A 25,481-nucleotide genomic window follows, 5' to 3' on the forward strand; every position below is an offset into this window, starting at 1 on the left:
ATGGGCCGGGGAGGTGAAAAGAAAAATGAAAAAATGGTGGCTCATGCTGCCTGTTCTGCTGCTGAGTCTGGCCCTGCTGCCGGGCTGTGCGGACTTCACTGCCGGTGAAGAAAGCCGCCCTGAGACTTCAGCACCGGTCGAATTATCCTTCTGGAATCCGTTCGGAGGCGGCGAAGGAGAATATGTTGAGCGGATCATCCGGAATTATAATGCTGCCCAGAGCGGAGTATTTGTGAAGCAGCTCAGACTGGAGTCTAATGAATATTATGCCAGACTCAGTACAGCCTTGTCCTTCGGCAAAGGGCCGGATGTAGCTGTAGTCCATGCAGACCGCTTGTCACCGTTTGTGAAGGCTAAGCAAATCGTACCGCTGAATAAGCTGGGGGAAGAGCGGGGATTCCAGTGGAGCGGAATCGCTGAACAGAACCTGCAGAGCGTCAGCTACAACGGACAATATTATGCGGTACCGCTGGATACGCATTTTCATATGCTCTATTACAACAAGGATATTTTGGCCAGGGCCGGGGTGTTAACCCCCGGAGGCACGCCAATGCTCAAAGAGGACACTCCCGAAGCGTTCATTGCAATGCTGCGGCAGATCGCTGCGCGGGTACCGGGAGTCCAGCCTATGGCCGTTAATACCCCGTACTTCCAGGAATCCTTCCTGGATCTGTATTATGAGGCTGGCGGTGAACTATTCAGTCCGGATATGAACCAAGCAGCAATATATAACGAGAAGTCGGTTCAGGTGCTGAGCTTCTACCAGCAGCTATTTGAAGAGGGACTAAGTACTCTGGAGGATAATACGCCATGGGATTCTTTCTATAACGGCCAGGCGGGCCTGTGGTTTGGCGGAGTATGGGAAGCCGGGCATCATCTGGACAACGAGGCGCTCGATATCGGAATTGTACCTCTTCCGCCGATCTTTGGCAGCGCGGCGCACTGGGGAAGCTCCCATACACTGGTTATTCCAGCTTACGTCAGCGGTGAGGAGCAGGAAGCGGCCATGGATTTCATGAGTTATTTCCTGGAGACCGGGGGCAGCATCTGGGGGGAAGCGGGGCATGTCCCGGCAAGTCTGAAGATTGCAGGGAGCGAAGAATACCGCGGGCTGCCTTACCGCAGACTGTTCATCCAGGCCAGGGATCAGGTGAAGTATGCCCCTCAAACGGATAAATACGCGGCGCTGTTCACCGCAATGTCTGAGGAGCTGCAGAATATTATCCGCAGCCGGATTCCGCCGGAAGCGGGGCTGAAGACGCTTGAGCAGAGTCTTAATCAGATTTTGGCCAATTGACAGGCGGGCACGGCTCCGGGGAATCAGGGGGTCAAACGGTTAATTCAGGCACCGGGCAGAAGCCGGGATTCTCCTTACATAAGGCTTTCGTGTATTCGGGCCGGTCCCTTGACAGCACAGCGAAATAGCTTCTGAGCGCATGATTCAGTTCAACTGTCCCGTTCTGGAAAGACAAGGAATATAACGTCTGGACATGGGTGTAGTAATACTTCTTCTCTTGCCGCGGCAGCTTGTAGATGGTGGGCGGAACATAGGTCGCAGGGTCAAAAAGATTGGCATACCGGAAGCTGCTGCGGACATACTGGCTGAAGGCTTTGGCGAACGCCGGGTCACCGGCACGCGGAGAGCCGTAGGTATACAGCCGGGGGGACTTGTGAGCAGAATTCACGGCGGTATCCAGCGCACACAGGGTTGCGAGTGCCCCGCCGAGACTGTGGCCTGTAACGTATAGCGGTTTGTCAGGTGATAATGAACCGAGTGCTGCGAGGATTTCATCCCGTGCCGACGAATAGATATCGGTGAAGCCTCTGTGCGTAAGGCAGTCTTCCTTGACGTATTTGAATTTAATCTGCGCAGCATTCATATTGGAGAGCCAATTGTTGACCGAGCTGCTCCCGCGCCAGGCAATGATAATATCCTGCGGCGATTCCAGAATAAATCCGAACGGCTCCCGGATACCGCCCATAGATTTCGCCTGGAAGCTCTGCACAACGGAGTAGCCCTGCGGCACAACAAATGATCCATCCGCATGATCGAATTGCGCATAAGTCTGTCCGCAGACGGCAGCCAGAAAGACCGCCCGGTCTCCTTCATTTCTAATGTTCCCCATCCCGCATTCCGCCCTTCTTTTCTACCTGTGTATGACGGGGAAGCGGGATAGGTGCCTGTCATCTATGGCTTTCCCGCAAGTCAAATCAAGTATTGCGAATTCCAATCCTACATAATGGCTATAGAGCGGTTGAAATGAGGTGGGCAAATCAATGTATGAGTGGCACAGACAAATCCAGGTAATCGTTGATGAAATTGACGAGTGTATTATTAATCGTAACAGTGAAGCCATAACGCTGCGGTTGCTTTCCCGCAGGTTAGGTTATTCCGAATTTCATACAACGAGAAAATTCAAGGAAATCTCAGGTATGCAATTCAGGGATTATTTACGGAACAGAAAATTAGCCTTTGCATTAAAAGAGGTACGGGACCGGGGAAAAAGTATTTTGGATATTGCTTTTGATTATGGTTTTTCATCACATGAAGCATTTACCAGAGCTTTCAAGGGAACCTTTGGTGTAACTCCAAGCGAATACCGGAAAAAGCCTGTGCCAGTCGTCCTCCGTACCAAAATAACCCCGTTCGACCGCTACTTTTTCGGATTTGGAGAGATTGGTATGATGAAATCTGCAGAGGATATTAAAATTTATTTTGTAACGATGCCCGCACATAAATTTTTGCACATAAAAAATTATGAAAGTAACGGGTATTGGGATTTTTGGAAAAAACAGAGCCTTATCCCGGGGCAGGACTGCGAAACCGTTTGCGGCCTACTTGATAGTATCAAGGGCAAACTGGATGACAGCGGCGGAAGCGAATCTAACAGCGGCAGTGGTCAGATTATGGCATATATTAATGACCCTGCCGGCAGACTCTGCGATTGGGGGATTCCGCGTACAGAGTGTTTTGGTGTTCGTCTTCCTTCTGATTATTGTGGTGAGATCCCGCCGCAAATGCTTATGATAGATGTTCCCGAAGCTGAGTATATTGTTTTTGAGCATGGGCCCTTCGACTATGAGCAGGAAAATCGCAGTGTGGAGGAAAAAATGGAACAGACAATGGCAGCATTCGACTTTGCAGATACTGCCTATTGCATGGATACTTCCCCCGGCAGAGTAATTTACTTTCATCATGATCCGGCAAAGTGCTGGAAGTATATTAGACCTATAAAAAAGTCGCACTATTAAATAACTCCGTGAGAATTACATTCATTTCTGGTAAAATTGCCTCTGATGGATCATACATAAGCTGGAGGCATGAATAGTGATTGAAGAACATATATCGACAGGGCGGCTCGCACTGAATGTAAAGTATTCTTTTAACGGTAAGCCGGTTGTCCTTTTCCTTCATTTCAGCGGCGGAAATCTGCATATGTGGGAGGGAATACTGCCGCAGTTTCAGCAGGAGTTCAGTGTGATTGCCCCCGATCTGCGCGGACACGGGAGGTCCGATAAACCGCAGGCCGGCTATCATATCGATGAGATGGCGGAAGATGTGCATCTGCTGCTGCAACAGCTCGGCATCCGGGAATGTCATGTCGTCGGCAGCTCCATGGGGGCTGAGGTCGGGCTCAGCCTGGCGGCGGCTCATCCGGGGCTGGTAAAATCACTTGTCTGTGAAGGTGCGCTTCATAATGAATTCGGGGAGTACGGAATTTTTCAGGGCAACGCGGAGGACATTGAACGGAGACAAGCAGAGATTCGCGGGGAGCTGGCAGAGCGGGAAGAGCGCGTGTTTGCTGAAGCTGAAGAATACATCGCTGAAATGCGGGCAGAACTGACCGCAGAAGGGCTGTGGAATGAATATTTCTCAGCATTTTATGAGCACAGCCTGCAGCCGCTGCCGGACGGAAGCTATACCTATTGTTACCGGAATCATGTGAGAAATGAGTATATCGAGCAGTATTGGGAGCTGGCGTTCGAAGATTATTATCAGCGGCTTACATGCCCGGTCTTATTCCTGCCGAGTGAAGACGAATGGAACAATCCGGCGGTCCGCAGCAGTCTGGACAGCTTCGCGGCAATGGTGAACAGCTCTGAAATTAAGCGGATTCCCGGCTCTATCCATGCCTATGTCTGGATGCAGCTTCCGCAACAGGCAGGTCAGGCGGTCAAGGACTTCCTGGCAGAGCAGCTCTAGGTAGATTTAAGTGCAGCATAACGGTAGGTAACTTGTAAAAAAGAAGCCCGGATAGCGGAGATGATTCTCCGGCACCCGGGCTTTTCGTCTACTGCTTATTGCCGCGACTTGTTGGCAGAAATTACTCTGCTGTCTCAGCCTCGCGGTCCGGCAATTGCGTCACATAGCTGTCCGACATGCGCAGCAGCTCCAGCGCCCGGTTGAATTCATCCTCTGTGGCCTGGAGCGTCTGGCGGCCGTCCCCCGATAAGGTGGAATGCTGGCCGTCATCGAATCCGCTGCCGGACATGAACAGCTCCTCGTTGTTGACGAACGAGCCGGTCGGCAGGTAATAACGCTGCGGCAGCAGGTTATATGCGGTCTGATTCAGCAGATCCTGGCCGAAATGGAGATGATCCGTTAAAGAGACGCCAAGCAGATTGGAGACGGTCGGCAGTATATCAACCTGACCGCCGAGCTGTTCCATTACGCCTGGTTCCGTAATTCCGGTGCCGGATATGACGAGCGGGATATTAATAAGATCTGTTTCGGAATATTCATGGCCGAGAATCTCGGCAAGTAAAGTCTTATCCTCATCCTTCAGGGAGAAGATCGGCAATCCCCGGTGGTCCCCGTAAAGTGCAACCAGGCTGTTGTCCCAGACACCATTTGCTTTTAGCTCAGCGATGAACTGTCCCAGGGCATAGTCGGCATAATTCTGGGCCCGGATATAATCCCCGACGAGCGTTCCTTCGAAGCGTTCCGGCAAGATCATCTTGTATTTGGATTCCGGAATGGTGAACGGATTATGTGAAGACATCGAGATCACATGGGAATAGAACGGGCGGTCAGCCTGATCCATCCGGGCCAGCTCAGCCGAAGTCTTGGCATAGAGGACTTCATCAGATGCCCCGTAGAATACAGTATCTTCTTCTGTGAAGAAGGCTTTGTCATAATAGCGGTCAAACCCGAGGGCGCTGTATAGCTCCCCGCGGTTCCAGAAATCCACTTCATTCGTGTGGAAGGTCGCCGTATCGTACCCCTGTGCCTGCAGCAGCTTCGGCAGACTTGGCAGCTCCTTGGGCGCATACATCTCGGTAGCCGGTCCGTCCGGCGGAACATAGAATGAGGTGTTCACGATGAATTCGGCGTCAGAGGTATTTCCTTGTCCGACCTGTTGATAGAAACGCGGGAAGTAGAAGCTGCTGTCGGCCAGCTTATTCATGTTCGGTGTAATTTCCTGCCCGTCCACGGTCAGGTGGATCAGGAAATTCTGGAAGGATTCCATTTGCAGCACAATCAGATTCTTCCCGCGGGCAGCACCGTATAACAGCGGAGCTGTCTGGGAATGAATACCTTTGATCTCATCAATCGCCGATTGTGTAATCTCTGCGGAATCCATCGGTTCTTCCTCTTCCTCAGCAATCAGGTTATAGGCTTCATAATTGAGAATGCCCATCTGCTCGGCCTTGACGTTCTCATTCATGCTGGCCTGGTTGGGGAAGATGTTCATCATGCAAATCACTAGTGAGATGCAGAAGAGGACGGCAACGGCCTTGCGGTTGCTGCGGCGGGCCATCGATTTCTTCCAGGCGACAGCTTTCTTGCGGCTCAGCATAATCAGTCCGATGATGATGATATCAATGAAGAATAGGATATATTCCGGATGCACAACAGCAAAAATACTCTTCTTGACGGCTCCGACCTGCTTGACCTGGCCAAACACCTGGGAGGTTGCAATAATACCGAAGTGATTATGATAGACAATGAGCGAGAAGAACAGCACAGAAATTAAGAGATTGACCAGCATGTAAATGGCGATTTTCCGTTTCGTGGCGAACCATTCGATCATACAGAACAGCAGCAGCATAAACGGGATTTCCTTCAGCCAGGTGGTCCAGGTGGGGCCATCCTCGAAGAGATAGTACCAGGCGAAATAGCTTTTGACGAGCATAATCAGCGAGAAAAATAGAATAGATTTCTTACTTAATGTCCTAGACGGGTTAAGCGGCATTACCTATACGCATCCTTTGCGGTTTAATTCATCCATTCTATTACAAGCAAGCGCTTAAAATCAACTAGATTTGAGGTTGCGAGTTTACAAAAAAGATGATGAAATTCCCGGAATACAGATGTAAATCCTCCGTTTTTACGTTATTCTCAAAGAAGCGGCATGCAGTAAGATTATAATCAGGCACAGGAGGAAAACAGATGTCAAAGCAATTTTCACGGCAGTATACCGATAGTGTGAAGCAGGAGCTGCTTAACCGGCTGGGATTGAAGCAGGTGTATTTCAAAGGCCAGCAGGGGGATGACCTGTTGTACGAGGCAACTGGTTTTGACCGGGGAACGGCACATAAATTTTGTATCCGGACGAAGAACGGGACGATCGACGAGTGGGTCGGCGGCAAGTGGATGAAGGTCCGCAGCTTCACTATTACCAGCAGAGCGGATGGCCTGAGATGAGCAGAGATCCCCATTTAAATTCTGTGACTTTGGCTGAGCTTGCGGCGAAGGGGCATCTGAAGCTTCATGGACGGACTTCCGGAATCCAGTCTCCGGTAACTTTATTCTGGACCGGAAGTGCAGTGGAGCTGAATGTCCAGGCTTCGGGTCTGTGGATTGAAGTGGAGTCCGGTTATGACGAGTATGAGTCATGGATCAGCATCTTGATCAACTCTGTTCAGGTAAGCAGGCAGATGCTTAATGCAGGCAGGCACTGGATTCCTGTATTTAGAGGAATGAGCCGGGACACCGTGAAGAATATCCGTATTGTAAAAGAGGTCCAGGCAATGAGCGGCGATCCTGGCTGCTATCTGCAGTTCCATGCGGTCAGGACAGACGGCGAATTCCTGCCTGTTGAGGCCAAGCCTTACCGGCTGGAGTTCATCGGCGACAGCATCACCTCCGGGGAGGGCGCCATTGGAGCTAAGCAGGAAGCGGACTGGATACCGGCTTGGTTCAGTTCAGTACATAATTATACTGCATTGACTGCTGAGGCATTAGAAGCTGAGTACCGGGTAATCTCACAGAGCGGCTGGGGGGTGCTCACGAGCTGGGATAATAACCCGCAGCACAATATTCCCGGCATTTACGGGCAGGTCTGCGGTTTGCTCAGTGGTCCGCACAATGAAATGCTGGGAGCACAGCTGGACAATGACTTCGCCTCCTGGCAGCCGGAGGTGGTCGTCGTTAACCTCGGCACGAATGATGACGGTGCCTTCCATAACCCGGAATGGCGCAATCCCGATACCGGACAGAGCTATAAACAGCGGCTGAATGCAGACGGCAGTTATAATGAAGAAGATTTGGCAGCCTTTGAAGATGCCGTTATAAGGTTCCTTGCCAAGCTAAGGCAGTGCAACAAGGAGGCTCATATTCTCTGGGCTTACGGGATGGCAGGTGCTCCGCTGCTGCCGGCCATTGAGCGGGCTGTTCAGGCTTACCGCAGCTCATCAGGTGACAAGAAGGTATCCGTGCTGGAGCTTCCTGCTATGACGGAGGAAACCACCGGTGCCAGAAGCCATCCGGGATTACCGGCCCATCAGCAGGCCGCGGATGTATTAATCGGCTATATCCGTCAGCTTCTGTGAGCTGGCCCGAAATAACGCCCGTCAACTGACGGGCGTTATTTGCTATCCGGTTAGAGTTGACTTTAAAACCGTCTGGACGGTATAGTAAATACAGAGGTGATCACATTGAACCGGAATTCCAAACGCGGCCTGATCCTGGCCGCAGCTTCAAGTGTTGTGAAGCATAACGGGATCGAGAAGCTTACTCTGGAGGCGGTTGCCGCCGAGGCAGGGGTGAGCAAGGGCGGGCTGCTGCACCATTTTCCGAATAAGGAAGCTTTAATACAAAGTATGGTGTCAGGCATCACGAATGACTTCGTTACGGATGTTCAGACCCGGGTTGACAGCGATTCACAGGAGAAGGGCAAGTGGAGCCGGGCCTATCTCGAGTCCACTGCTGAAGGAAACCAGGAAGGGCTGGGTATGAATGTAGCGCTGAATGCTGCACTGTTCAGCAACAAGGATCTGCTGGAGGAGCTTAGGGAGCACTACGCGTTCTGGCAGCGGAACATAGAGAATGACGGGGTGGATCCCGTGCTGTCCTCGATTGTCCGGCTGGCGGCGGACGGCTTATGGTTGTCAGAGGTGTTCGGAATCGGGGAGATCGGAGAGGACATGCGTGGTAAAGTCATCAGTAAACTGCAGGATATGCTTAAATAGGAGGCTGCTGAATTGAATCCATTTGTATTATTAGCCATTGCAATCTTGAGTGAAGTCTTTGGCAGCTCTATGCTTAAGGCATCGAACGGCTTCAAGCGGGCGGCACCTTCCATCGCTGTTGTTGCAGGCATGGGGCTGGCATTCTATTGCCTGTCCCTGGCCCTCAAAGAAATTCCGCTCGGCACGGCGTATGCCATCTGGTCGGGGGTAGGCACGGCTTTAACGGCACTTGTCGGTGTTGTGGTCTATAAAGAAGGTTTGAATGTCAAAAAAATAGCAGGACTGCTCCTCGTTATCGGCGGTGTAGTACTCCTGAAGCTGTCAACGGGGGTGTAAATTATGAAAAGTTATCTGGCGCTGGCCATTGCTATTATCTCGGAAATCTGCGGAACCACGATGCTTAAGCTTTCTGACGGATTCAGTAATGTGCTGCCGTCCATCGGTGTAGTGATTGGGATGGGAGTGGCTTTTTACAGCTTATCCATTAGTCTCCGGACGATTCCGTTAAGCCTGGCGTATGCCATCTGGTCGGGGGCCGGTACAGCTCTGACTGCACTGATCGGTATTCTGGTCTGGAACGATCCCTTCAACCTGCTTACCGGCATCAGTCTGCTTATCATCATCGGAGGGCTGGTGCTGCTGAATTCCTCCAAGCCGTCGCAGGCATGACATAAGGAATTGCCAGGCGGACTGGCAATGTAAATGTAGAAAAATGCTGATTTGAAGTCATAATTGTGACTTTGAATCAGCATTTTTCTGTTTATCAGGCACCATGGAGGGCAATTAACAGATTTGGGCCTTGCCTAGCAACCCGGGGGTATGCTGAAATGGAAATGGGAGGTGAGCGCATCAGCATGCAGCTTCAGTAATAAATATGTTGCAGGTAAGAAGGAGAGACAGGAATGTGGAAAAGGCATAAATTAACTGCGGGCTTGCTTAGTCTGCTGGTACTGCTGCCGTTTGCGGCATGCAGCAGCGGCAGCAGTAATGATTCAGGCGGGAACAGCGCAGAGCCCAAGCTAAGTATAGCAGCGGCGCCAGCTGCAGATTCAGTAGCCCGTGAACCTGACAGGGCAAGCGAAGCTGCTGACAGCAAAGCAACATCCGGAACAATCTACAAGGTGGTGATCGACCCGGGGCATGGCGGTGAAGATCCGGGGGCTACTTCGGTGAGCGGACGGTTCGAGAAGGAATTCAACCTCAGCATATCACTGGCGGTTGCGGCGAAGCTGGCGCAAGATCCGCAGATTCAGCTTGAGCTTACCCGGACCGGAGATGAATTCATATCATCCCATGAGCTGTTCCGTCCGGAATTTGCCAATACTCTGCCGGCTGATTTATTCATCTCAATCCATGGCAACACTTATGAGGATGAATCAGCTTCAGGCACGGAGACTTTTTATTATCATGAAGATTCACAGGCTTTTGCCGAAACTATACATAGACATGTTATTCAGGCTACAGGCCTTAAGGACCGCGGAGTGAAGACAGAGAACTTCTACGTTCTGCGGGATACAGAAATGCCGTCCGCACTGCTTGAACTGGGCTATCTGACGAATCCGGGAGATGAAGCAAAGATGTGGACTTATAGCTTTCAGGACGCGGTGGCAGAAGCGATTGTAGATGGAATTAAGGAATATTGCAGCATACTTGAGCGCGGGGAGAAGCCGGCAGCTTCACCTGCACAGAGGGAGGAATCATGAACAGGATAATGATTCTGGGATCGGGCGGATGTTATTATTTTCCTGGATCTGCCCCGGCTGCTCTGCATGTACCGGATTGTGAAGCGCCGCCTGATGTACCGCAACACGGCAAGACCTGATATGAACGAAGGCTGCCCGGAGAAGCTGGATTGGGCTTTCGTGAAGTGGGTCTGGAACTATAAGTTACGCAGCTGCATGATTACGCTCGGCAGACTGCAGCAGGCTGCTGCGCATCAGCAAGTGATCATTCTGACCAGCCGGAGGCAGGTCAAGGAATTGCTGAGGAGCTTCGCCGGTAGAGGACGAGCTATGTGATCGGGCTGTTCGGCAGCAAGCCGTTATTTCCTGCTGAACAGCCCTTTCCGGTCCAGCTGCAGCTCGCTTGAGCTTGCAAGGATAAGCCATTCCTCTACTGCAGACAAGGTAGCAACGGCACATACGATGGAGGTCCACAGGCTGTTGTTCACCTGAGGCAGCAGAATAGGTGTGATGAACAGCAGAAGGCCGGCAAGCTTGTTGCCGTAGGTATGGATGCTGCCATAGGTTCTGAATTTGTACAGAGCTGTAAGGATAGAGGCTCCGCGGATGGCGGCGATGAGAATGATCCACAGGATGAGGCCCGCTGTGAGTCCGAGGTGCGGGTAAAGGGTATATAATGCGGCGGTAACCAGGGTCATATCGGCAATGGAATCAAGCTTAGCGCCGAGGCTGCTTGTGGTTCCGGTGCTTCTGGCAATCAGCCCATCCAGCCAATCGCTCACACCGCACAGAATGTAGATCCATAGATAGGTCCGGCCCAGCGGCTCGAACCCAAGCAGCAGCAGGGTCAATCCGATCCGGCTGAGCGTTATTGAATTGGGTATAAGCTTCATCATGAACCTCCGTCAGTGTGAACAGTAATACTCATATTCTACTACCTGAATGACTGTTAATCCTGCACAAACTACAACATTTCTATGATAAAATCACCCCTGTATTTCCTGCAGCAATCCGCCGGGCTATTTCCACTCAGCGGTGAGGGGCACCCGTCAATACGGTGCATGAACTGTCGGGTCTGATCGGGCTCCGGATGTTAATCTGTAACCAGAGGAAAGGGAAGGAGAGATGAATTTGCTTGAGCATATGAATGCAGCGCTAAGCTATATTGAAGAGCAGCTGGAGGCGGAAGTGGATATGAAAGAAGCAGCGCGGCTGGCGCTGTGCTCGGAATACCACTTTACGCGGATGTTCTCCTTTCTGGCCGGCATCCCGCTGTCCGAATATATCCGCCGCAGACGGCTTACGCTGGCCGCATTCAAGCTGCAGGGCAGCCGGCAGCGGATCATTGATATTGCGCTGGACGCAGGGTACAGCTCTCCTGATGCGTTCACCAAGGCATTTCAGCAGATGCATGGCGTGACACCTTCAGAGGCCAGAAGCGCAGGGACACCGCTCAAAGCTTTTCCTCGAATGACGTTTCAGTTAACTATCAGAGGAGGAAATGAAATGAATTACCGCATGGAAGAGAAAGCAGCATTCAGCATTATCGGGCTGAAGAAAAGAGTGCCGATCCAATTTAACGGTGTGAACCCGGAGATTGCCGCGATGTGGCAGAGCCTGACGCTGGAGATCATTACGGAGCTGAAGGGGCTGTCCAATATGAATCCCGCAGGGATGATCAGTGCTTCGGTTAATTTCTCTGAAGGCCGGATGGCCGAGCAGGGGGAATTGGATCACTACATCGGAGTTGCGACAACTCTGGATTGTCCGCCGGTGTATGCTAGGCTTGAAGTACCTGCGTCAACATGGGCGGTGTTCGAAGCTGTAGGGCCGTTCCCGGACACACTCCAGAATATCTGGGGCCGGATCTACGCCGAGTGGTTCCCTTCCTCCCGCTATGAGCAGGTAGAAGGACCGGAAATTCTCTGGAATGAGAGCAAGGACATGGCAGCGCCTGACTACAGAAGCGAGATATGGATTCCTGTGCAGGAAATGCCTGCCCGCAGCCGCTAATTTCAACCCCCTCATATGATTGAAATGCTTGTTTTGGTATGATTATCCTAATAAGATAGATGCCATCAGGCATCTGAACCTGTTCTTCCGGAGGTGGTTGATGTGAAGAGATTAGCTTTACTGCTGCTGGCCATGCTGCTGACCGCCGGCTGTAATCCGCATCAGGAAGCAGAGCGCATCCCGCAGCAGCAGGCCATGCCAGAAGAGATGCCGGCAGATTTCGATTTTCTCGTCCGCTACGGCTATGGTGAGTTAACCAAGAATGAGATTAATACGTACCATGATACAGTTGTAAAAGATTTAATCGTCAACGGAACAGCAACGGCTAACCTGAGCCTGAGCGAAGAGGATCTGGCCGGCATCTATGAGCGGATGCGGGCGGCGAATGTTATGGGCGAGCTCGAACTGAAGCCCTCGAAGCAGAATTGTGCGGCAACTCCGTCTCAGGAAGACCAGTGGCAGATTACAGCGGACGGAATTACCAGGACGCTTAGCTGGTCGGATGAATACTGTGAAATGACGGATGATGCCAAGCAGCTCCTGGAGCTGCGGAATTATATCCGGGATATTGTTGCGGCCAAGGCAGAATATCAGGCGCTGCCCGAAGCGGAAGGCGGATACGACTAACTGAATAGAATAGCCTTGCTGTCCGCCTGCAAGCGTACACCTCCGGTCCGATCCTTTTGGGTCGGATTTTTGTTTTAATAGTGCATAGGAAAGGAAGCTTGTGGCCGGTTTACATTCAGTTTAAATAACCCGGTTACCATGCATCTATATTCAGTTGTCTAGGAGGAATCAATGATGAGACAGACAGGGCAAAAGGAAGGCGCCGGAGCTAAGGGCAGTTACGCCATTGAAGCGCAAGGGCTGGTCAAAACGTATGGCAGTAACCGTGCAGTGGATGGTGTAGATCTTAAGGTGGGTACAGGAATGATCTATGGGGTGCTCGGACCGAACGGAGCGGGAAAAACAACCGTTATCCGCATGCTGGCCACCTTACTGCGGCCTGACGCAGGTTCGGCGCGTATCTTCGGACATGATGTGGCAAAAGAACCGCAGATCGTGCGTCAGTTAATCGGGGTAACGGGACAATATGCATCGGTGGATGAGTCACTTAGCGCAACAGAGAATCTGGTTATCTTCTCCAGATTGCATGGCCTGGGACGCGCGGAAGCACGCAACAAGGCCGCCGAGCTGCTGGAGGAATTCGGACTTAGTGAAGCAGCGAAACGTCCGCTTAAGAATTTCTCCGGCGGGATGCGCCGCCGCCTGGATCTGGCAGCCAGCCTGATCGGCCAGCCGCCGCTGATTTTCCTGGATGAGCCGACAACAGGGCTTGACCCGCGTACGCGTAATCAGATGTGGGACACGATCCGCCGGCTGGTGAAGACAGGCTCAACTGTACTACTGACAACTCAATATCTTGAGGAGGCGGATCAGCTGGCCGACCGGATTGCGGTTATTGATACCGGTAAGGTGGTTGCTGAGGGGACCGTAGATGAACTTAAGGCATCGGTCGGCAATTCCTCGCTGCATCTGAAGGTGCAGAATCCGGCCGAGATGGGCAAGGCCCGGCAACTCGTAGAGCAGGTGTTGCAGGTACGCTCTAATATATCGGCAGAGGCGGCGAAGATTACCGCCCCGATGGGCAATGTCGACCGGGTTACCGATCTCCTGATTGCCCTCCGCGAAGCAGGGATTCCGCTGCTGGAGATGAGCGTGCAGAAACCGACGCTGGATGAGGTATTCCTCACGCTTACCGGGCATGGCGTAAAGGATGAGGCAGGTTTAGCTTCAGACAGAGCAAAGAATAAGGAGAGTGTACTTGCATGAGTACTGTAATTAAACCAGGCATAGAACGTAAATTGAAGAACCGCACAACCTTCGGCCAGGCGGTCCGCAATTCATTAACGATGGCTTACAGAGGCCTGCTCAAAATCCGGCGTACACCGGAGCAATTATTCGATGTCACGTTCCAGCCGATTATTTTCACCTTAATGTTCACGTATATCTTCGGCGGAGCGATTGCCGGTGACGTAGCCAGCTATCTGCCGGTCATCATCCCGGGAATTCTGGTGCAGACTGTTATTACAACCTCTGTCGTTACCGGTGTCCAGCTGCGGGAGGATATGGAAAAGGGCGTGTTTGACCGGTTCAAATCACTGCCGATTGCCCGGATTGCGCCGCTGGCCGGTGCGCTGCTCGCCGACACTATCCGCTATACCATTGCAACGGTACTGACCTTCGTGATGGGTTACATCATGGGCCTGCGGCCTGAAGGCGGCCTCGGGAATGTTGCCCTGGCAGCCATTCTGGTCATCGGCTGCTCCTGGGCAATCAGTTGGATCTTCGCTTTCTTCGGCGTCATTGCCCGCACGGCTTCCAGCGTACAGGGGATTTCGATGATTGTACTGTTCCCGCTAACCTTTCTCTCGAATGCGTTCGTGCCGGTGGATACGATGCCGAACTGGCTGCAGTGGTTCGTCAATATCAACCCGATTTCACATCTGGTTACGGCGGTACGGGAGCTGATCAATAATGGAACGGCCGGCAGCGATCTGGTCTACTCGTTAATCGGTGCCGCAGTCATCGTAGCCATCTTTGCTCCGATCACGGTGCGCGCATATATGCGCCGTACGTAATCCGCATTACTGAAAGACGCTAACGGATGTAGAAATACATCGGGTTAGCGTCTTTTGTGCAAATATAAGAATTTATATGTTTCACACCATAACTTATCCTTCTATTTCTTGCTGAAACGGGGCTGTCCCAAAAGCCATGAAATGGCTGCTTGGGACAGCTCTTTATTTTGTAGTAACATCAACATGGGCACTTGGGTGGACGCTCCGCGAACGGACCGTTGTTCCAATCGCTGTTGTCCCCAGATTTTATTGATTCCCCTTAGCGGTGAAAATCCGGGGACAAAGGCGACCGCTGCCGCTTTTCCACAATCGTTCCGTCCTCTCCGCTGTTTAAGCGGTAAACGCATATCCTCAATCTTTAAAAAATGTAAAAAAAGAAACCACTCTTTAGTAAAATGGAGGTACCACCCAACCATTTCAACTCATAGGAGGAGTTTCTTTGTACTTTCAATATACCATGGACCAACTTTGCTTGCTGATGGATCCGGAAGAAGACATTCCGGAACATCATCTCGATCGCGCTCGTTAACGCAGCCGTCAATCGGCTGGACGATTCCCCCTTTGACGCTGCCTATCCCGGTGGCGGCCGTGACAGCTACCACCCAAAAATGCTCACCAAAGTCATTATCTACGCATACACTCAGCGAATATATTCGTCTCGCCAAATCGCCAAAGCGGTACGGGAGAGCGTTCCCTTCATGTGACTGTCCGGACGGCAGCAACCTGACTTCCGTACCCTTAATCGCTTCCGTTCCCAGCGAATGAAAGATGTTCTTGAAACGGTATTTACAGCCTTGCTTCAGTTTTTGGCTGACGAAAAATACGTTTCTCTGAAGCATTACTTTGTGGACGGAACCAAATTTGCGGCTAACGCCAATCGCTATACCTTGGTGTGGGGCAAAGCCGTTAGTAAGCATAAGGCCAAACTGCAAGAAAAGGTGCATGCATTGTTTGAGGGAGAACCACATTCGTAATGGTCAACTCAAACCGGGTTACAATGTACAAATCGGAACGGAAAACCAGTTTATTCTGGCCTAAAGCCTCCATCCAAGAATGACCGACACCCGCTGCTTTCAGCCGCACATGGAAAAGTCGCGGCAGATCTTCGGGAAACTCCCGCAAACGGTAATTGCGGACGCAGGTTATAGTAGTGAAGAAAACTATGCCTATCTGGAAAAAGAAAAGATTCAGTCGGTAGTGAAATACGGCAGCTACCACAAAGAAAAGAGTAGAGCGTAGAAAGAAAACATCGGAAAGATTGAGAACTGGACGTACACCGAAGCTGATGATACATGGACATGCCCAGCCGGACAAACGCTGCATTTTCGCAAAGAAAGCAAGAAATCCTAGAGAGTGGATATGAAATTTGGAAACGTCATTACCTAAGTAACTTCTGTGAGGGCTGCCCTCTGAAGGAGCGTAACCTACTTTTGGGACAGCCCCAGCCGTTTCTGTTTGTTTTGGCAGGAAATGACGGATCAAATGTTGAATTGCAAGTTACAGGTGCTATGCTAAGGGACTACCGCTCATGCTATAACTGTATTTTGTACAACTATAACGCTTCATTCCTGCGCAGGAATATTTTTAATTGCACTTTGTACACTTATAAATGGCTTCTTAGCTGTGAAAGAATAATTTCCCTATTTTTAATTGTACTGAATACAGTTATCCCTAGACATGTGGTTTTTCGCTTGCGTTTAATTGCACAAAATACAATTACAATGCCGCTATTGTCTTCACGCTGCTCCTAAAGTTTAATGCTGCGCAAGCATCAGGTCTGCTGCACTGGCCACATACATTTTCAATACAACCACTTTTATAAGGGGAGGAACTCAAATGATATATCTGCTTGATCATAGCGGTAAGGAAAGATGGTATTTCGAAGTGAATGAGGCAGGCTGGGCGTTCAGGCAGATTTTATTGGAGGAAGGTAAAGAGAGTAAGATATCTAATCAAAAGAAATATGATTTTTTCTTATCTGAGACAGAATTATCATTAGATGACGAGACATTGTTAAGAATTACTCAAGATGAATTTGAAGAAGTGTGGAATAGGATAAATAGAGATCAAACGCAGAGTTGGGTTGAATTGAAAAGCAAACTTCCATTGGGTACCAAAGTTACTGGCCCTATAGAGGTCCTCTACCCTCAAGGAGTAATTGTGAGCCTTCCTGATTTCGATACGTTAGCCATAGCGAATTATGAAGAATGTGCTGCAAATTATAAGAACCGGAACCTACATAAAGGTCTCTATGTAACAGCTGATATCATAGGGTACGACGAAGTGAATTATTGGTTTGTTGTAGGGAATCCGAGGATTATAGATATGCAGCAAAAGTTGCGATCGCAAGAAAGGACGTAATCATGAATAAATTTGCGGGAATAGGGTCTAGCACAGTGAAATATGCAATCCTGAATTTCTTACTGGTCATTACCAATTTATTCTTATATGCTTTAGGGCCGGAGGGCGGCGGGACCGGGGACCGGGAAGAAGGGTTGTATTTCTATCAGCTGTATATGGTCTGTCTTCTCATAGGGTTCGTTGTTTATGGTGTATGGTCAGTGACTTCAGGAAGACACAAGAAGAGCATCAGAGGCTTAACTGCGGTTCCGGTGATATTGTCTTCGGTTTGTATCGGCGGGCTGCTGATCTATTCAAACAGCAAGAACAAGAGAATGTATGATGGTGTCTGGTTAAATGATTCAGGTTCGGATGTCTTGGCACTTAACGCAGACTTTCTAATCTGGCTGATTTACTTCCTCCTGCTGTTTGCCGTTTGCATTAGTGTGCTGGGGATGATTACGAGAAATAAATGGGCGATACTTGGACTGCTGCTGAATTTGTCTTTGCTGTATCTGCATTTTCACGCGCTTGCGGCATGGATTTGATCCAGCCAGCAGCTAGACGGTAATGCTGACTTCCCCGCTTGAAAGATACTCCTCGTCACCATTCTCATATCTGACCTTCAGACGGCAGTCGTTATCAATGTCAATGGCTGTCGCCCCGCGCTGATTATTATCCTTCATCACCATTACAGGTTTGCCAAGGGAAAGGATCCGTTGTCTATATTCGGAGAGAAACGGCCTGTCCGTTAGATGCGCATAATATTCCATGAAATGATTCAGCACTTCTGCAGCTAACCGGCAGCGGAGATCGTCATAATGATTGCTTTCGGAAAATACAGATGCTGCAATCCCGCTAAGCCCGTCAGGAAAGCCGCCTGCCGGCAGGGCTACATTGATGCCAATGCCGAGAACGGCATAATCCAGCAAGCCATTCTCTAGTGAAAGGGAAGCTTCGGTGAGAATTCCGCACACCTTTTTGCCATCCATGAATACGTCATTGACCCATTTAATCTGCGTGTCTTTGCCGGATACGCTCTCGATGGCCAGGGCAACGGCGGCTGCAGCGGAGGTTGTCAGCAGAATGGATTCTGCCGCAGATAGCTTGGGGCGCAGCAGGATGCTCATATAGATGCCCGTTCCCCGCGGGGAAAAGAAGGGCCGGCCATTTCTTCCGCGGCCGGCAGTCTGCTCTTCCGAGAGGATCACTTTCCCTTCAGCCTCTCCATTTGCGGCCAGCATTTTTACAGCTTCGTTCGTTGAAGGTATAGTCTTGTAAACCTTAAGGCGCAGCTGATGACTCTGTGGTTTCAGGTGTTTCGAAATCGCGCCGGCAGACAAAATATCCGTCAGAGGGGATAAGGAATACCCTTTGTTGGTAACAGCCTGTATGGAATAACCGTCCGTCTGCAGCGATTTGATGGCTTTCCAGACTGCGCTGCGGGTTACGGATAACTGCCCTGCAATCTCCTCGCCCGATATATACCCGCCTTTGTTGCTGCCCAGCAAGGAAAGAATTTGTTCTTTAACTGTCATGGAAATAACCCTCCAGAAATATTACGTTCCGATCAAACCTCTTCGATTAGTTTAACATGCTTAGATAACAATAGGAAAATGAAGGTGTTACTTTTGTTGTATTGTGAACCTGATTTATTAAATAGGTTTACAATAGGGCGGGTCTCCATTATAATTCAACGTATTGGCTGTATTCTTTAACCGGAGCACAACCTTTATTTTATTCAATGGAGGACAATATCTTGAAGACAAAAGAACTTGTGTATGCCGCATTATTCGCAGCGCTCATTGCGGTGCTGGGCATGATTCCGCCTTTGCCTCTTGGCTTCATTCCTGTTCCGGTCACTGCCCAGACGCTTGGTGTCATGCTGGCCGGATGTTTTCTGGGCAGACGGATGGGTACCCTTAGCCTGGCTGTTTTTATCATTCTCATAGCCCTCGGATTGCCGGTGCTGACCGGCGGGCGCGGCGGACTGGCGGTGCTCGTTGGGCCGTCTGCGGGATACATATTCAGCTGGCTGGCCGCGGCAGGCTTCATCGGCTGGTACTCCGAGAAAATCTGGCGGAGGGTTTCCATCTGGAAGCTGATAGCTGCTAATTTGGTCTTCGGCGTACTGCTGGTCAATCTGATTGGTGCGCCTGTCATGGCCTTAATTACAGACACACCGGTCTGGACCGGACTGATCGGGGCTTTAGCTTTTCTTCCCGGAGATATAATTAAAGCGGTTATTGCGGCCGTCATAACAATGCAGCTGAAAGAAATCAGCCCCATTGAAGAAAAAACGGGGGTGTGAGCATACTCATGAACCTGGTACAGCACATTTTCGAACGTGGACAGGCCGCCTCTTCCCGCATTGCGATCTCGGACGGGCGGGAAGAACGCTCCTACGCCCAGCTCATGAGGCTTGTGCAGCAGGTTGCAAACGGATTGCGTCATGGCGGACATATCAAGCGGAATATTGCAATTGTATCCGGTAACCGTATGGAATTCGCCGAGTTTGTTCTCGGCGCTATCTATGCAGGATGCGTTCCCGTGCTGCTGGACCCTAAATGGCATCCCGAAGAACTGGACAGGGTTATCCGGCAGTGTGAGCCCGGACTGATCGTTGGTGAAGCGCGTTTTGCGGCTGATTTCACAGAACGTTATAGAGAAATTCAGCAGCTATACTTCGGCGGGGAGCAGAGAACCGGCAGCTACAGCTCCTGGCTGGCCGAATTCGGACCGGATGCCGCTGCAGAGGAGAGCCCCGGGCTGCTGTTCATCGGATACACTTCAGGCACAACCGGTCTTCCCAAAGGGTACATGCGGACTCACCGGTCCTGGTTAACCAGCTTTGAAGCGACGGAGAAGGCATTCAGGCTGAACGGTATGAAGCATGTACTTGCGCCCGGGCCGTTCGTACATTCCCTGTCGCTGTTCGCCATGATGCAATCCTTGTATAGTATGGCGACTTTTCATCTGCTTCCGGCATTCGATGCTGAGAGCGTATTGAACCTCTGCTCCCATGAACCTGATATGGTCCTGTTCGTTGTGCCTGCGATGATTGACGCAATGGTCCGTCAGGCCGCTGCGGCCACGGACCCGGTATCAATACAGGCCATAATCAGCTCTGGAGGCAAGTGGCCAGTGACATTGATACAAAGATGCCGTGAACTGTTCCAGGAGACGAAGCTCTATGAGTATTACGGCTCCTCGGAGGCCAGCTACATCAGCTATCTTGAAATGACCGGGGAGGCGGAGGCGGATTCCTTAGGCAAACCGTTCGACGGCGTGCAGATTTCCATTCGCGATGCGCAGTTTCGTGAGCTGCCTCCAGGTATGATTGGTGAGCTGTATATCCGTAGCGAAATGATGTTCACCGGGTATCACCTGCTGCCTGAAGAGACGGCAAACGTGTTTCGCGGGGACTGGCTGCGTACGGGCGACTACATGTTCTTTGATCATAACGGGCATCTGCACTTGGCTGGCCGTGCCGGCAACATGATCAAAAGCGGGGGACACAAGGTGTTCCCCGAAGAAGTGGAGGCGGTGCTGATCCGCATTCCGGCCATCCGCGGGGTTATGGTATTCGGAAAGCCGGATGAGCGGTGGGGAGAGCAGGTGACGGCAGCGGTTGAATGGAACGGAGAACAGCGGCTTACTCTGGAGCAGATCAGGAATTACTGCCGTCCATATCTTGCAGGTTATAAGCTGCCCAGGCAGCTCGTTACTGTGGAACAGTTCATCTATACCAGCAGCGGAAAAATTGCACGCCAGCGGATGATGGACATTGTGGGAGATGGGATGAAATGAGAGAAATCAAAGAGACCGTGCTGGTTATGGCCAGACGCACACCTGTCGGTAAAATCGGCGGACAGCTAAGCACGCTTGAACCGGAGCAGCTGCTTGCCCCGCTGATCCGCCTCCTCGTTACAGAAGCCCAGCTGCCGCCGGAATGGATTGATGATGTCATTATCGGCAATGTAGTGGGGCCTGGCGGGAATATTGCCCGTAAGTCTGTGCTTGAAGCAGGATTGCCGGTTACAGTTCCGGGAGTCACAGTCGACCGTCAATGCGGTTCAGGGCTTGAAGCCATCATCATGGCGGCCCGCCTCATTCAAAGCGGTGCAGGAGAGATATACCTGGCAGGCGGAGCCGAAAGTGTAAGCCGGGCGCCTTGGCGGATGCTCAGGCCCGGCACGCTGGCAGGGACGCCAACCTTATATACACGCGCACCGTTTACACCCCTTGCTTACGGAGATCCTGACATGGGGCCTGCTGCAGAGAATGTGGCGGCTAAATACGGGATTACCCGTGAAGCGCAGGATCTATATGCGCTGGAGAGCCATCTTAAAGCCGTCCGGGCACAAAGTACAGGCAGATATGTACCGGAGCTTGTACCGCTTGAGGTTAACGGATTACAGATTGCAGAGGATGAATGTCCGCGACCGGATACAAGCCTGGGGAAGCTGCGCAGCCTGCCGCCTGTGTTTGCGGAGGATGGCACTGTGACCGCCGGGAATGCCTGTCCTATCAATGATGGCGCCGCTCTGGTGCTCATGATGTCCCGTGAAAAATGCGAACAGCTTAACCTGACTCCCGTCCTCCGTTTTGTTGACTCTCAGGCTGCCGGAGTGGACCCCCGTTATCCGGGGATCGGACCGGTTCCGGCGGTGCGGAAACTGTTAAGCCGCCAGGGGCTGACCATCGGAGATGTGGATATCATTGAGTTTAATGAAGCTTTTGCCGCACAGGTATTGGCATCACTGCAGGAGCTTCAGCTTCCGGCGGATAAGGTTAATCCCGGCGGAGGCGCGTTAGCACTGGGTCATCCTTACGGGGCATCCGGTGCGATCCTTATGACGCGTCTGTATTCGGAGATGCTGCAAGCCCCCTACAAACGGGGTATAGCTACACTTGGTATTGGCGGCGGGATGGGGCTGGCCGTTCTGGTGGAGGCGGCTAGACGCTAAAGGCACTTTTATCATTGTAAAGGGGGTCATGGATCTATGAAGACGGCATTGATAACCGGGGCAACCCGGGGGATTGGGCGCAGTATAGCTACAGAGCTGGGGCGCTGCGGATATCAGGTCGCCGTTAATGGTTTACATAGTGAGAGTATTAAGCAAGTAGTCGAGGACATCCGGGGGACAGGCGGCTTCGCGGAGGGATTCTGTGCCAATGTTGCCGATCCCGCTGCCGTTACGGTGATGATGGACGAAGTGGCCGGGAAGCTGGGTTCCCTGGATATTCTAATTCATAACGCCGGCATTCTTCATGACCGCAGATGTGAGTCCATGACGGATCTGGAGTGGCAGTCCGTTCTGGACGTTCATTTAAATGGAGCGTTCTACTGCATCCGGCGTGCATTAGCTCATCTGAACTACGGAGGCGACATAATGCTGATGACCTCAACCGCAGGGCTAGCCGGCTCGCCGGGGCAGGTCAATTACAGTGCGGCCAAGGCCGGACTTCTCGGGATGGTATGGACGCTTGCCGATGAACTGAAGCCCAGAAGAGTCAGGGTTAACGGCATTGCTCCTGCTGCCATAACCGATATGACCCGGCCGGTGATTGAACATTTGACAGAAAAATATGCCGAGCGTAATGAGCCGTTTCCTGAGGCATGGAGCTTGGGTGAAGCGGACGATGTGGCCCGGTTCGTGCGTGCGCTTCTGAATTACAAGGACCCGGAGCTGACGGGGCAGGTGTTCGGTATCAACGGACAGCAGATTACACCTTGGGATAAGCCACGGCCGCGTGCGGCAGTTACTTCTGCGCCGGAAGATTTTTTCGAATTAAGGAAACAGCGGAGGGAGCGCGGGGCAGATGCTTACTTTTGATCAGGTCGAGTATTATTACCGGAGCGGAAATCCCGTTCTTCGCGGGTTAAGCTTCGAAATCCGCCAAGGCGAATTTATCTCCATCATTGGAGGGAACGGAAGCGGAAAGTCCACGCTCGCCAAGTTAATGAACGGGCTCCTGCAGCCCAGAGACGGACAGGTAATGCTGGACCATTGGAATACACGGAATCCCGATGACCTTGGGAAGATCCGGGAGCAGGCCGGACTGGTATTTCAAAATCCCGACGATCAGTTCATCACAACCTCCGTTCTGGATGAAGTGATATTCGGACTGGAGAATCTGCGCGTACTGAGAGCTGATATGGCCGGGCGGGCGAATCAGGCTCTGCAAGCGGTCCATATGGAAGATTATGCGGCAGCCCTGCCACATCAATTGTCGGGCGGACAGAAACAGCGGGTGGCGGTTGCGGCAGTTGTGGCAATGGAACCTTCGATTGTGATTTTTGATGAAGCAACCTCCATGCTCGATCCGCAGGGGAGAAAAGACATTCTGGATATCATGCATACCCTTCACCAGCAGGGCAAGACCATCATTCAGATCACGCATCATATGGAAGAGATTCTTTACTCTGACCGTGTTCTGCTTCTGAGCAGAGGGGAAATTGCTTTCGACGGATCACCCTCGGCTTTGTTTAGCAGCGTATCCATTACAGAGCATCAGCTCTCGCCCCCTTTTGCGGTAAGACTGCATCAAGCACTTGGATTGAAAGCTCCCCTGCGTGCGGACTGGAAGGAGACGGTGTCTGCCTTATGGGCTACGAGTTAACTGACGTAAGTGTAAACTTGAATGGGGAAGAGATCCTTCAATCCGTAAGCTGCACGCTTAAGGAGAAGAAATGGATTTCGGTAATCGGCCATACCGGGGCAGGGAAATCCACCTTTGCCCAAGTAATAAAGGGACTGGTTCCTTGCTACAAAGGCGAATATACGCATGACCGCGAGCCTCTGCCCAGGGACAGTAAAGGGAATATAAAGTCTGTCCCGCAGATCGGTTATGTGTTTCAATATCCGGAGCAGCAGCTTTTTGCAACGACGGTTTATAAGGAGCTTGCTTTTGGTCTCACTGTGAAGGGGGAATCTCCAGGGAAAGTGGAAGCAGCCGTCAAGACGGTTATGAAGCAGCTGGGACTCCCGGCAGATCTTCTCCACGAGAAGCCGTTCCAGCTTAGCGGGGGGCTGAAGCGGCTTGTCGCTGTCGCTTCCGTGCTGATTATGGAGCCGGAGCTGCTTATTCTGGATGAACCGACCGCCGGACTGGATCCCGTGCACAGGACAGCGCTGCTGAGGCAGCTCAAGGCATGGCAGAGGGAGAAGAACCGGACAGTACTGCTCATCTCCCATCAGCTCGAGGAGGTTGCCGACTATTCGGACGAGGTGATGATCTTCCAGAAGGGACGCTTATTGGCCCATTTGGAGGCGAATGAACTGTTTCTGAAGCATGCAGCATTGATGGAGCAAGCCGGATTGCCTTTGCCCGAGCCTGTACAGCTCTTAAGATTGATTGAGGAAATTTCCGGACGGAAGCTTCAACCGGCAAGCTGCAGGGAAGAAGATATTATGCAGCTTGTGAGGAATGTCTGGCAGTCAAGAGGTTTTCATCATGAAGGATAACATCCTGCTGGGCCAGTATATCCCTTCAGCTTCAGTACTTCACCGGCTAGACCCCCGCACCAAGCTGTTAAGCATGCTAACCTTTACAATCAGCTCTCTTTTCATCAATAATTATGGCGGATATGCTGCAGCTACTGTCTTTGCGGGAGGCCAGCTGCTGTTGTCCCGGATTCCGGTACGGAAATTTCTTAGCGGATTAAAGCCGGTTGTGCTCATCTTGTCCTTTACTTTTGCTTACCATCTCTTCAATACCAGCGGAGTACCGCTCTGGCCGGGTTCGGCCGTTAAAGTGACAGAAGCAGGCATAGAGAAGGGTCTCTTCATTGTCTGGCGTATTCTCTTGCTCGTGTCGCTTGCATCGCTCCTAACCTTGACGACGAGGCCGCTGGATCTGGCAAAAGGCCTGGAACAACTGTGCAAGCCGCTATCCCGCCGGGGCGTTCCGGTTGAGGCTACTGCATTAATGCTTGTGATTGCAATCCGCTTCATCCCCACAATTATTCAAGAGCTGGACCGCATTATGCTGGCGCAAAGAGCCAGAGGGTATGACATAATAGCGCTCAAAGGCCATAAGCGGATGTTTGCCTATTTGTCATTGGTGGTTCCTCTGCTAATTACAACGGTTCAACGGGCAGAGCAGCTGGCCATGACGATCGATGCAAGAGCCTATGGGACTGGAAGGGGCCGCACTTCTTATAGAGAGCTAATATTATCACGAATGGATTATACCGCCGGGGGAGTCACGCTTTCTTACATGCTGCTGCTTCTGTACCTGCAGAATGCCCATGTAATTTGATTAGGGCTTAAAGAACTTCAACTCTGTATAGTTTATGTATAACCAAACCCTCCCTTAATCTGAAAATCACTGCATGGTAAAATTAGTCTATGAACATTTCAGTGAGCGTGCAGATGGAGGG

At 51.4% G+C, this 25,481-nt stretch carries 30 protein-coding genes; 26 read left to right on the forward strand and 4 right to left on the reverse strand.

Annotation, left to right across the window (positions count from 1 at the left end):
* Window positions 1-25 precede the first annotated feature (25 nt).
* The gene (locus LOS79_RS05125) at window positions 26-1,297 is read left to right on the forward strand and encodes an extracellular solute-binding protein (protein ID WP_315416793.1); all 1,272 of its coding nucleotides are present in this window, start codon (window positions 26-28) and stop codon (window positions 1,295-1,297) included.
* A 31-nt stretch (window positions 1,298-1,328) separates the two neighbouring features.
* Here LOS79_RS05125 and LOS79_RS05130 read toward each other — a convergent pair whose 3' ends face one another.
* Window positions 1,329-2,126, reverse strand: a complete 798-nt coding sequence (locus tag LOS79_RS05130) for an alpha/beta fold hydrolase (protein WP_315416794.1) — start codon at window positions 2,124-2,126, stop codon at window positions 1,329-1,331.
* 151 nt (window positions 2,127-2,277) lie between these two features.
* Here LOS79_RS05130 and LOS79_RS05135 point away from each other — a divergent pair, with 151 nt between their 5' ends.
* Window positions 2,278-3,252 carry a helix-turn-helix transcriptional regulator gene (locus tag LOS79_RS05135; protein ID WP_315416796.1) on the forward strand — a complete coding sequence of 325 codons (975 nt, stop codon included), beginning with the start codon at window positions 2,278-2,280 and terminating at the stop codon, window positions 3,250-3,252.
* A gap of 76 nt (window positions 3,253-3,328) precedes the next feature.
* A complete protein-coding gene (locus LOS79_RS05140; RefSeq protein ID WP_315416798.1) occupies window positions 3,329-4,204 on the forward strand; it encodes an alpha/beta fold hydrolase in 876 nt (291 codons plus the stop codon).
* 121 nt (window positions 4,205-4,325) lie between these two features.
* Here LOS79_RS05140 and LOS79_RS05145 read toward each other — a convergent pair whose 3' ends face one another.
* Entirely contained in the window at window positions 4,326-6,137 is a 1,812-nt protein-coding gene (locus LOS79_RS05145) for an LTA synthase family protein (RefSeq protein WP_315416800.1), read from the reverse strand.
* Between the two features lie 257 nt (window positions 6,138-6,394).
* Between LOS79_RS05145 and LOS79_RS05150 the strand changes: the two genes are divergently transcribed.
* From LOS79_RS05150 to LOS79_RS05180, 7 genes are all read left to right on the forward strand, one after another.
* Entirely contained in the window at window positions 6,395-6,649 is a 255-nt protein-coding gene (locus tag LOS79_RS05150) for a hypothetical protein (RefSeq protein WP_315416802.1), read from the forward strand.
* The gene (locus LOS79_RS05155; protein WP_315416804.1) at window positions 6,646-7,776 is read left to right on the forward strand and encodes an SGNH/GDSL hydrolase family protein; all 1,131 of its coding nucleotides are present in this window, start codon (window positions 6,646-6,648) and stop codon (window positions 7,774-7,776) included. Before LOS79_RS05150 ends, LOS79_RS05155 begins: the two co-directional genes overlap by 4 nt.
* Before the next feature lie 105 nt (window positions 7,777-7,881).
* Complete coding sequence (locus LOS79_RS05160) at window positions 7,882-8,415, forward strand: TetR/AcrR family transcriptional regulator (protein WP_315416806.1); 534 nt, start codon at window positions 7,882-7,884, stop codon at window positions 8,413-8,415.
* Between the two features lie 12 nt (window positions 8,416-8,427).
* Window positions 8,428-8,751 carry a DMT family transporter gene (locus LOS79_RS05165; RefSeq protein WP_315416808.1) on the forward strand — a complete coding sequence of 108 codons (324 nt, stop codon included), beginning with the start codon at window positions 8,428-8,430 and terminating at the stop codon, window positions 8,749-8,751.
* Between the two features lie 3 nt (window positions 8,752-8,754).
* Entirely contained in the window at window positions 8,755-9,084 is a 330-nt protein-coding gene (locus LOS79_RS05170) for a DMT family transporter (RefSeq protein ID WP_315416810.1), read from the forward strand.
* 233 nt (window positions 9,085-9,317) lie between these two features.
* On the forward strand, window positions 9,318-10,118 hold the full coding sequence (locus tag LOS79_RS05175; protein WP_315416812.1) for an N-acetylmuramoyl-L-alanine amidase family protein: 801 nt from the start codon (window positions 9,318-9,320) through the stop codon (window positions 10,116-10,118).
* A 66-nt stretch (window positions 10,119-10,184) separates the two neighbouring features.
* The gene (locus LOS79_RS05180) at window positions 10,185-10,433 is read left to right on the forward strand and encodes a P-loop NTPase family protein (RefSeq protein ID WP_315416814.1); all 249 of its coding nucleotides are present in this window, start codon (window positions 10,185-10,187) and stop codon (window positions 10,431-10,433) included.
* 23 nt (window positions 10,434-10,456) lie between these two features.
* Here LOS79_RS05180 and LOS79_RS05185 read toward each other — a convergent pair whose 3' ends face one another.
* Window positions 10,457-10,993 carry a CDP-alcohol phosphatidyltransferase family protein gene (locus LOS79_RS05185; protein ID WP_315416815.1) on the reverse strand — a complete coding sequence of 179 codons (537 nt, stop codon included), beginning with the start codon at window positions 10,991-10,993 and terminating at the stop codon, window positions 10,457-10,459.
* 229 nt (window positions 10,994-11,222) lie between these two features.
* Between LOS79_RS05185 and LOS79_RS05190 the strand changes: the two genes are divergently transcribed.
* The 9 genes from LOS79_RS05190 to LOS79_RS05230 all read left to right on the forward strand — a co-directional run bounded on the left by LOS79_RS05190 (window position 11,223) and on the right by LOS79_RS05230 (window position 17,640).
* Window positions 11,223-12,110 carry an AraC family transcriptional regulator gene (locus LOS79_RS05190; RefSeq protein WP_315416817.1) on the forward strand — a complete coding sequence of 296 codons (888 nt, stop codon included), beginning with the start codon at window positions 11,223-11,225 and terminating at the stop codon, window positions 12,108-12,110.
* A gap of 102 nt (window positions 12,111-12,212) precedes the next feature.
* Complete coding sequence (locus tag LOS79_RS05195; protein ID WP_315416819.1) at window positions 12,213-12,737, forward strand: hypothetical protein; 525 nt, start codon at window positions 12,213-12,215, stop codon at window positions 12,735-12,737.
* A 174-nt stretch (window positions 12,738-12,911) separates the two neighbouring features.
* The gene (locus tag LOS79_RS05200) at window positions 12,912-13,943 is read left to right on the forward strand and encodes an ATP-binding cassette domain-containing protein (protein ID WP_315422004.1); all 1,032 of its coding nucleotides are present in this window, start codon (window positions 12,912-12,914) and stop codon (window positions 13,941-13,943) included.
* Window positions 13,940-14,752, forward strand: a complete 813-nt coding sequence (locus LOS79_RS05205) for an ABC transporter permease (protein WP_315416820.1) — start codon at window positions 13,940-13,942, stop codon at window positions 14,750-14,752. Before LOS79_RS05200 ends, LOS79_RS05205 begins: the two co-directional genes overlap by 4 nt.
* A gap of 608 nt (window positions 14,753-15,360) precedes the next feature.
* Window positions 15,361-15,456: a transposase gene (locus LOS79_RS05210; RefSeq protein ID WP_315416821.1), complete on the forward strand. Its 96-nt coding sequence runs from the start codon at window positions 15,361-15,363 to the stop codon at window positions 15,454-15,456.
* Between the two features lie 57 nt (window positions 15,457-15,513).
* Complete coding sequence (locus LOS79_RS05215) at window positions 15,514-15,726, forward strand: hypothetical protein (protein ID WP_315416822.1); 213 nt, start codon at window positions 15,514-15,516, stop codon at window positions 15,724-15,726.
* Between the two features lie 79 nt (window positions 15,727-15,805).
* Complete coding sequence (locus LOS79_RS05220; RefSeq protein WP_315416823.1) at window positions 15,806-15,991, forward strand: transposase; 186 nt, start codon at window positions 15,806-15,808, stop codon at window positions 15,989-15,991.
* A 597-nt stretch (window positions 15,992-16,588) separates the two neighbouring features.
* Window positions 16,589-17,113 (forward strand): hypothetical protein, encoded by a 525-nt coding sequence (locus LOS79_RS05225; RefSeq protein ID WP_315416825.1) that lies wholly within the window; start codon window positions 16,589-16,591, stop codon window positions 17,111-17,113.
* 35 nt (window positions 17,114-17,148) lie between these two features.
* Window positions 17,149-17,640, forward strand: coding sequence for a hypothetical protein (locus tag LOS79_RS05230; protein WP_315416826.1), 492 nt, complete (start codon window positions 17,149-17,151; stop codon window positions 17,638-17,640).
* A gap of 12 nt (window positions 17,641-17,652) precedes the next feature.
* Here the strand turns inward: LOS79_RS05230 and LOS79_RS05235 are convergent, their stop codons facing one another.
* Window positions 17,653-18,630 (reverse strand): biotin--[acetyl-CoA-carboxylase] ligase, encoded by a 978-nt coding sequence (locus LOS79_RS05235; RefSeq protein WP_315416827.1) that lies wholly within the window; start codon window positions 18,628-18,630, stop codon window positions 17,653-17,655.
* A 221-nt stretch (window positions 18,631-18,851) separates the two neighbouring features.
* Between LOS79_RS05235 and LOS79_RS05240 the strand changes: the two genes are divergently transcribed.
* From LOS79_RS05240 to LOS79_RS05270, 7 genes are read left to right on the forward strand one after another with little or no spacing between them, the layout of a single operon-like run.
* On the forward strand, window positions 18,852-19,403 hold the full coding sequence (locus LOS79_RS05240; protein ID WP_315416828.1) for a biotin transporter BioY: 552 nt from the start codon (window positions 18,852-18,854) through the stop codon (window positions 19,401-19,403).
* 8 nt (window positions 19,404-19,411) lie between these two features.
* Window positions 19,412-20,902, forward strand: a complete 1,491-nt coding sequence (locus LOS79_RS05245; protein WP_315416829.1) for a class I adenylate-forming enzyme family protein — start codon at window positions 19,412-19,414, stop codon at window positions 20,900-20,902.
* A gap of 5 nt (window positions 20,903-20,907) precedes the next feature.
* Entirely contained in the window at window positions 20,908-22,062 is a 1,155-nt protein-coding gene (locus tag LOS79_RS05250) for a thiolase family protein (protein ID WP_315422006.1), read from the forward strand.
* A 36-nt stretch (window positions 22,063-22,098) separates the two neighbouring features.
* Window positions 22,099-22,932, forward strand: coding sequence for an SDR family NAD(P)-dependent oxidoreductase (locus tag LOS79_RS05255; RefSeq protein WP_315416830.1), 834 nt, complete (start codon window positions 22,099-22,101; stop codon window positions 22,930-22,932).
* Window positions 22,919-23,719, forward strand: a complete 801-nt coding sequence (locus LOS79_RS05260) for an ATP-binding cassette domain-containing protein (RefSeq protein WP_315416831.1) — start codon at window positions 22,919-22,921, stop codon at window positions 23,717-23,719. Before LOS79_RS05255 ends, LOS79_RS05260 begins: the two co-directional genes overlap by 14 nt.
* On the forward strand, window positions 23,704-24,564 hold the full coding sequence (locus LOS79_RS05265; protein WP_315416832.1) for an ATP-binding cassette domain-containing protein: 861 nt from the start codon (window positions 23,704-23,706) through the stop codon (window positions 24,562-24,564). Before LOS79_RS05260 ends, LOS79_RS05265 begins: the two co-directional genes overlap by 16 nt.
* The gene (locus tag LOS79_RS05270) at window positions 24,554-25,360 is read left to right on the forward strand and encodes an energy-coupling factor transporter transmembrane component T family protein (RefSeq protein WP_315416834.1); all 807 of its coding nucleotides are present in this window, start codon (window positions 24,554-24,556) and stop codon (window positions 25,358-25,360) included. The genes LOS79_RS05265 and LOS79_RS05270 overlap by 11 nt, the downstream gene beginning before the upstream one ends.
* Window positions 25,361-25,481 lie beyond the last annotated feature (121 nt).

The sequence above is a fragment of the Paenibacillus sp. MMS20-IR301 genome, assembly GCF_032302195.1.
In the GTDB taxonomy this organism is placed as follows: domain Bacteria; phylum Bacillota; class Bacilli; order Paenibacillales; family Paenibacillaceae; genus Paenibacillus_AQ.